Annotated in this window: 1 protein-coding gene; it reads right to left on the bottom strand. The window is 73.3% G+C overall.

What is annotated here, in order from left to right; translation table 11 throughout:
- The coding region (locus AB0B63_RS28400; protein WP_357024207.1) for a type I polyketide synthase at window positions 1–6,686 on the bottom strand (6,686 nt) is incomplete at its 3' end.
- Window positions 6,687–6,718 lie beyond the last annotated feature (32 nt).

The raw sequence follows: 6,718 nt of genomic DNA, 5'->3' as shown, positions 1-6,718 counted from the left end.
GCGGCCACCGCGTCGGCGAACCGGACCGTGCCCCGCACCTGACCCTGCCAGTACCCGACCGAACCCAACTCGTCATCGGAGGCGAGATCACCGGTCGCGGTCGACACCAACGGAACGGTCGCCGGGCTCGCAGTGACACCGTCGACGATCTGCCCGTACTCCGCGAGCATCGGGTCCATCAGGTGCGAATGGAACGCATGTGACACCCGCAACCGACGCGTCTTCACCTCAAGCGACGCCTCCAGCGCCGCGACCTGCTCCTCCGTGCCGGAGACAACCACCGCACGAGGGCCGTTCACCGCCGCCACGTCCACGTCACCGAGATCCAACTCCGCCAACGGCGCAGCGATCGCCAACATCGCCCCACCCGCCGGCAGAGCCTGCATCAGACCACCACGGGCCGCCACCACCCGACACGCATCCGCCAGCGACCACACACCCGCGACATGCGCGGCAGCCAACTCACCGATCGAATGACCCGCCACAAAATCCGGCTTCAACCCCCACGACTCCGCCAAACGGAACAACGCCACCTCAACCGCAAACAACGCCGGCTGCGTCCACCCCGTCTGATCCAACACACCACCCGGATCGGTGAACATCACCTCCCGCAGATCACCGTCGAGCAACGGCCCGAACGCGGCACACACCTCATCCAGAGCCTGCGCGAACACCGGGAAAGCTGCCGCCAGGTCACGACCCATCCCCACCCGCTGCGCACCCTGACCGGTGAACAACACCGCCGTACGACCCCCGGTCACCCGACCCGACAGGCCGCTTCCCGAGGTCAGGGCCTCCAGGGAGGCGGCCAGCTCGGCGGCCGTACCGCCGACGGCGACGGCCCGGTGGTCCAGGGCCGCCCGACCGGCGGACAACGAGTGCCCCACGTCGACCGGCCGTTCCTCGGTGCGGAAGTCCCGCAGGCGGCCGGCCTGCTCGGCCAGCGCACCGGCGGACCGGGCGGACAGCGGCCAGAGCACCACCGGCGGCTCGGGGGTCGCGGCCGGTGCGGTGGGCTCGGCCGGCGGGGCCTCCTCGACGATCACGTGCGCGTTGGTGCCGCTGATCCCGAACGACGACACCCCGGCGCGGCGAGGGCGGTCCCCGGCCGGCCAGTCGACCGGTTCGGTGAGCAGCCGCACGTCACCGGCCGCCCAGTCGACCTGTCGCGACGGCGTCTCGGCGTGCAGGGTGCGCGGCAGGGTGCCGTGCCGCATCGCCATCACCATCTTGATCACCCCGGCCATGCCGGCGGCGGCCTGGGCGTGACCCATGTTGGACTTGATCGAGCCGAGCCACAGGGGGCGGTCCCGGTCCCGACCGTAGGTGGCGAGCAGCGCCTGTGCCTCGATCGGGTCACCGAGGGTGGTGCCGGTGCCGTGGGCCTCGACCGCGTCGACCGCGTCGGGGGTGATCCGGGCGTTGGCCAGCGCCGCCCGGATCACCCGCTGCTGGGCCGGCCCGTTCGGCGCGGTCAGCCCGTTCGACGCGCCGTCCTGGTTGACGGCGGAACCCCGGATCAGCCCGTAGACGCGGTGCCCGTTGCGCTGCGCGTCGGACAACCGCTCCAGCACCAGCACCCCGACGCCCTCGGACCAGCCGGTGCCGTCGGCGTCGTCGGAGAACGACTTGCACCGGCCGTCCGGGGCGAGCCCCCGCTGCCGGCTGAACGCCACGAACGGGGTGGGGTTCGACATCACCAGCACCCCACCGGCGACGGCGGTCGCGCACTCCCCGGCCCGCAGCGCCTGGCTGGCGAGGTGCAGCGCGACAAGCGACGAGGAACACGCCGTGTCGATGGTCATCGACGGCCCCTCGAACCCGAACGCGTACGACACCCGGCCGGAGATCACCGACGCGGAACTGCCGGTACTCAGGTACGCCTCCGACTCGGCGGGGGCGAGACCGAGCAGGTCACCGTAGTCCTGGGCGCCGGAGCCGACGAACACCCCGACGGGGCTGCCACGCAACGCCTCCGGGTCCATCCCGGCCCGCTCGACCGCCTCCCAGGTGACCTCCAGCATCAGCCGCTGCTGCGGGTCCATGGCGATCGCCTCGCGGGGCGAGATGCCGAAGAACTCGGCGTCGAACGCGCCCGCCTCGTAGACGAAACCGCCGGAGCGGACGTAGCTGGTGCCCGGCTGGTCCGGGTCGGCGTCGAAGAGGGCGTCGGAGTCCCAGCCCCGGTCGACGGGGAACGCGCTGATCGCGTCGGTGCCGCTGTCGACGAGCCGCCACAGGTCCTCCGGGGACCGGACGCCGCCGGGGTAGCGGCAGCTCATCCCGATGATGGCGATCGGCTCGTCGGGGTCGGTGCCGCCGACGCCGGACGCGACGGGGGTCGGGGCGGCGGTGCCGACGAGTTCGTCGTACAGGTGGCGGGCCAGCACGGTGGGGGTCGGGTGGTCGTAGACCATGGTGGCCGGCAGGCGCAGCCCGACGGCCGCGCCGAGGGCGTTGCGCAGCTCCACCGCGGTCAGCGAGTCGAACCCGAGTTCCCGGAACGGCCGCTGGACGTCCACGGTGGTCGCCGCGTCGTACCCGAGGACGGTGGCGACCTGGGCGCGGACGGTGTCCAGCAGGTACGGCAGCCGCTCGGCGTCGGGCAGCCCGGCCAGCACCGAGGTGTCGGTGGGCGCGGTCGGGGCGGCGGCGGCCGGGGTCTGCTGGGCCTCGGGGAGCGCGGCGAGCAGCGGCCGGGGCCGGGCCAGGGTGTAGATCGGGGTGAACCGGGCCCAGTCGATGTCGGTGACCACGAGGTGGCTCTCGTCGTGGTCGAGGACCTGCCGCAACGCCCCGAGGGCGAGTCGCGGCTCCATCGGCGGGGTGCCCTGCCGCAGGAGTTGCCCGGTGGCCTCGTCGTCGACCATCCCGCCGCCACCCCAGGTGCCCCAGGCCACCGAGGTGGCGGTCAGGCCCCGGCGGCGGCGCTGGTGGGCCAACGCGTCGAGCCAGGCGTTGCCGGTGCCGTAGGCGGCCTGCCCGGCGCTGCCCCAGACGGCCGCGCCGGAGGCGAACAGCACGAACGCGTCGAGCGGCCGGTCGCCGAGCAGGGCGTCGAGGTGGGTCGCGCCGAGGACCTTGGCCCGGCACACGGCGGCGAAGTCATCGAGGTCGGTCTCGCCGAGGGGGGCCGGGTCGTAGAGCACCCCGGCGGCGTGGAAGACGGCGGTCAGGTCGTCGCCGATCCCGTCGAGCAGCGTGGCGACCGCGTCCCGGTCGGCCACGTCGCAGGCGACGACCTGGACGCCGGGCAGGCGGGCGGCCAGGTCGGCGGCGCCGGGGGCGGCGGGGCCACGCCGGCTGGCCAGCACCACCCGCTCGGCGCCCTGGTCGAGGAGCCATTCGGTGAGGTGCGCGCCGATGCCGCCGGTGCCGCCGGTGACGAGCACGGTGCCGGTGGGCGTGTAGCGCCGGTCGGGGCTGCCGGCGACAGGCCAGCGCACCATCCGCCGGGCCAGCACCCCGGCGGTACGCAGGGCGACCTGGTCCTCGCTGCCGTCGGCGAGCACGTCGACGAGCCGGGTGAGGGTGTCGGGCGTCCAGTCGGCGGGCAGGTCGACCAGGCCACCCCACCAGCCGGGGTAGTCGAGGGAGAGCACCGTGCCGAGACCCCAGAGGCCGGCCTGTGCGGCGTGCGGCAGGTCCTCGTACCGGTCGACGGCGACCCCGCCGGTGGTCAGGCACCACAGCCGGCCGGTGATGTCGGCGGCGGCGAGGGCCTGCACCAGGCGTACGGTGCCGGTGACCCCGGCGGACAGCCCGGCGTCGTACGGGTCCGGGGTGTCGTCGAGGCCGAGCAGCGAGACGATCCCGCTCGGGGTGCCCCGGCCGGCGAGCGCGTCGGTGCCGGTAAGCAGGTCGGTGCCGGTGAGCTTGGTGACGGTGGCGCCCCGGGTGGCGAGCGCGTCGGCGATGGCGGCGACCCGGGGGTCGTCGGTGAGCGGGTCCGGGGTGACGAGCCACCAGTCGCCGGTGAGTTCCGGCCCGGCGGGCAGGTCGGTGCCCCGCCAGACGACCCGGTACCGCCAGTCGTCGGTGACGGTGGCCGGGGCGGCGGTGGGGGCGGCCAGCCAGTACCGCTGCCGGGCGAAGGCGTAGCTGGGCAGGTCGACCTGCCGACCGCCCGGGTTGACGGCCGCCCAGTCGAGGTCGACGCCGCTGATCCACGCCTGCGCCATCCCGGCCGCGTACGCCTCGACCTGCTCACGCTTGCGGCGTTGGAGGGCGATGGCGGTGGCGTCCTCGACGCAGTCGGCGACCATCGCGGTCAGCACACTGTCCGGCCCGATCTCCACGAACCGGGTCACCCCACGCGCGGCCAGCGCGGCCACCGCGTCAGCGAACCGCACGGTCCCCCGCACCTGACCCTGCCAGTAGGCCGCCGAACCCAGGTCGTCGTCGGTAGCCAGGTCACCGGTCGCCGTAGACACCAGCGGAACGGTTGCCGGACTGGCGGTGACTCCATCGACGACCTGCCCGTACTCCGCGAGCATCGGGTCCATCAGGTGCGAATGGAACGCGTGCGACACCCGCAACCGACGCGTCTTCACCTCAAGCGACGCCTCCAACGCCGCGATCTGCTCCTCCGTGCCGGAGACAACCACCGCACGGGGGCCGTTCACGGCCGCGACGTCGATGTCACCGAGATCCAACTCGGCCAGCGGCACGGCGATCGCCAACATCGCCCCACCCGACGGCAGAGCCTGCATCAGACCACCACGCGCGGCCACCACCCGACACGCATCCGCCAGCGACCACACCCCCGCGACATGCGCGGCAGCCAACTCACCGATCGAATGACCCGCCACAAAATCCGGCTTCAACCCCCACGACTCCGCCAAACGGAACAACGCCACCTCAACCGCGAACAACGCCGGCTGCGTCCACCCCGTCTGATCCAACACACCATCCGGGTCGGTGAACATCACCTCCCGCAGATCACCGTCGAGCAACGGCCCGAACGCCGCACACACCTCATCCAGGGCAGCCGCGAACACCGGGAAAGCCGCCGCCAACTCGCGACCCATCCCCACCCGCTGCGCACCCTGACCGGTGAACAACACCGCCGTACGACCGCCGGTCACCCGACCCGACAGGCCGGTGCCGGCGACCAGGGCGTCGAGGCCGGCGGACAGCTCGGCCCCCTCCCGGCCGACCGCCACCCCCCGGAACTCCAACCCGGCCCGGCCCGCGCCGAGCGAGAACCCGACGTCCATCGGACGCGCATCGGTGCCGGCGGCGAACTCCGCGATCCGGGCGGCCTGGCGGGTCAGCCCCTCGGGGGAGCGTCCCGACACCGGCCAGAGGGTGACCGGTGGCGTCGGTCCCGCCGCGACGGCCTCCACGGGGGGTGCCTGCTCGACGATGAGGTGCACGTTGGTACCGCTGATTCCGAACGACGACACCCCGGCCCGACGGGGCCGGTCCACCACCGGCCAGTCGACCTGTTCGGTGAGCAGCCGTACGTCACCGGCGTCCCAGTCGACCTGCCGGGACGGCGTCTCGGCGTGCAGGGTGCGCGGCAGGGTGCCGTGCCGCATCGCCATCACCATCTTGATCACCCCGGCGACGCCGGCGGCGGCCTGGGCGTGCCCGATGTTCGACTTGATCGAGCCGAGGTAGAGCGACCGCTCCCGGTCCCGGCCGTAGGTGGCCAGCACCGCCTGCGCCTCGATCGGGTCACCGAGGGTGGTGCCGGTGCCGTGCGCCTCGACCACGTCCACGTCGGCGACGGAGAGCCGGGCGTTGGCCAGCGCCGCCCGGATCACCCGCTGCTGGGCCGGCCCGTTCGGCGCGGTCAACCCGTTCGACGCACCGTCCTGGTTCACCGCCGAACCCCGGATCAACCCGTAGACGCGGTGCCCGTTGCGCTGCGCGTCGGACAACCGCTCCAGCACCAGCACCCCGACGCCCTCGGCCCAGGCCGCGCCGTCCGCACCGTCGCCGAAGGAGCGGCAGCGGCCGTCCGGGGACAGGGCACGTTGCCTGCTGAACTCGACGAACAGTTGTGGGGTGGCCATCACCGCGACCCCACCGGCCAGGGCCAGCCCGCATTCCTCCTTGCGCAGCGACTGGCAAGCCAGGTGCACGGCCACCGACGACGACGAGCAGGCGGTGTCGACGGTGATCGCCGGCCCCTCCAGGCCCAGGTTGTAGGCGACCCGACCGGAGACGAGGCTGCCGGAGGTGGTGCTGTCGACGTAGTCGTGGTGCATCACGCCGACGAAGACGCCGGTGGCGCTGCCCTTCATGGCGGTCGGGTCGATCCCGCCGTACTCGAACGCCTCCCAGGCCGCCTCCAGCAGCAACCGCTGCTGCGGGTCCGTCTCCACCGCCTCCCGCGGGCTCATCCCGAAGAAGCCCGGGTCGAAGTCGGCGGCGTCGTAGAGGAAACCGCCGTGCCGGGTGTAGCTCCTGCCGGGTTTGCCGGGCTCCGGGTCGTAGACGCCGTCGACGTCCCAGCCCCGGTCGGTGGGGAAGCCGGAGATGGCGTCGGTGCCGTCGGCGACGAGCCGCCACAGGTCCTCCGGCGACCGGACCCCGCCGGGGTAGCGGCAGCCCATGCCGACGATCGCGATCGGCTCCTGGTCCCGGCTCTCCACCTCACGCAGCCGCCGGTTGGCCTGTTGCAGTTCGGCGGTGGCGCGCTTGAGGAAGGTCCGGAGCTTGTCGTCGTTCGCCATCGTTCACACCAATCTTTCCCGCGCCGGAGGTT

Source organism: Micromonospora sp. NPDC049081 (genome assembly GCF_040648835.1).
Taxonomy (GTDB): Bacteria; Actinomycetota; Actinomycetes; order Mycobacteriales; family Micromonosporaceae; genus Micromonospora; species Micromonospora antibiotica.
This window is presented reverse-complemented; position numbering and strand designations above follow the sequence as displayed.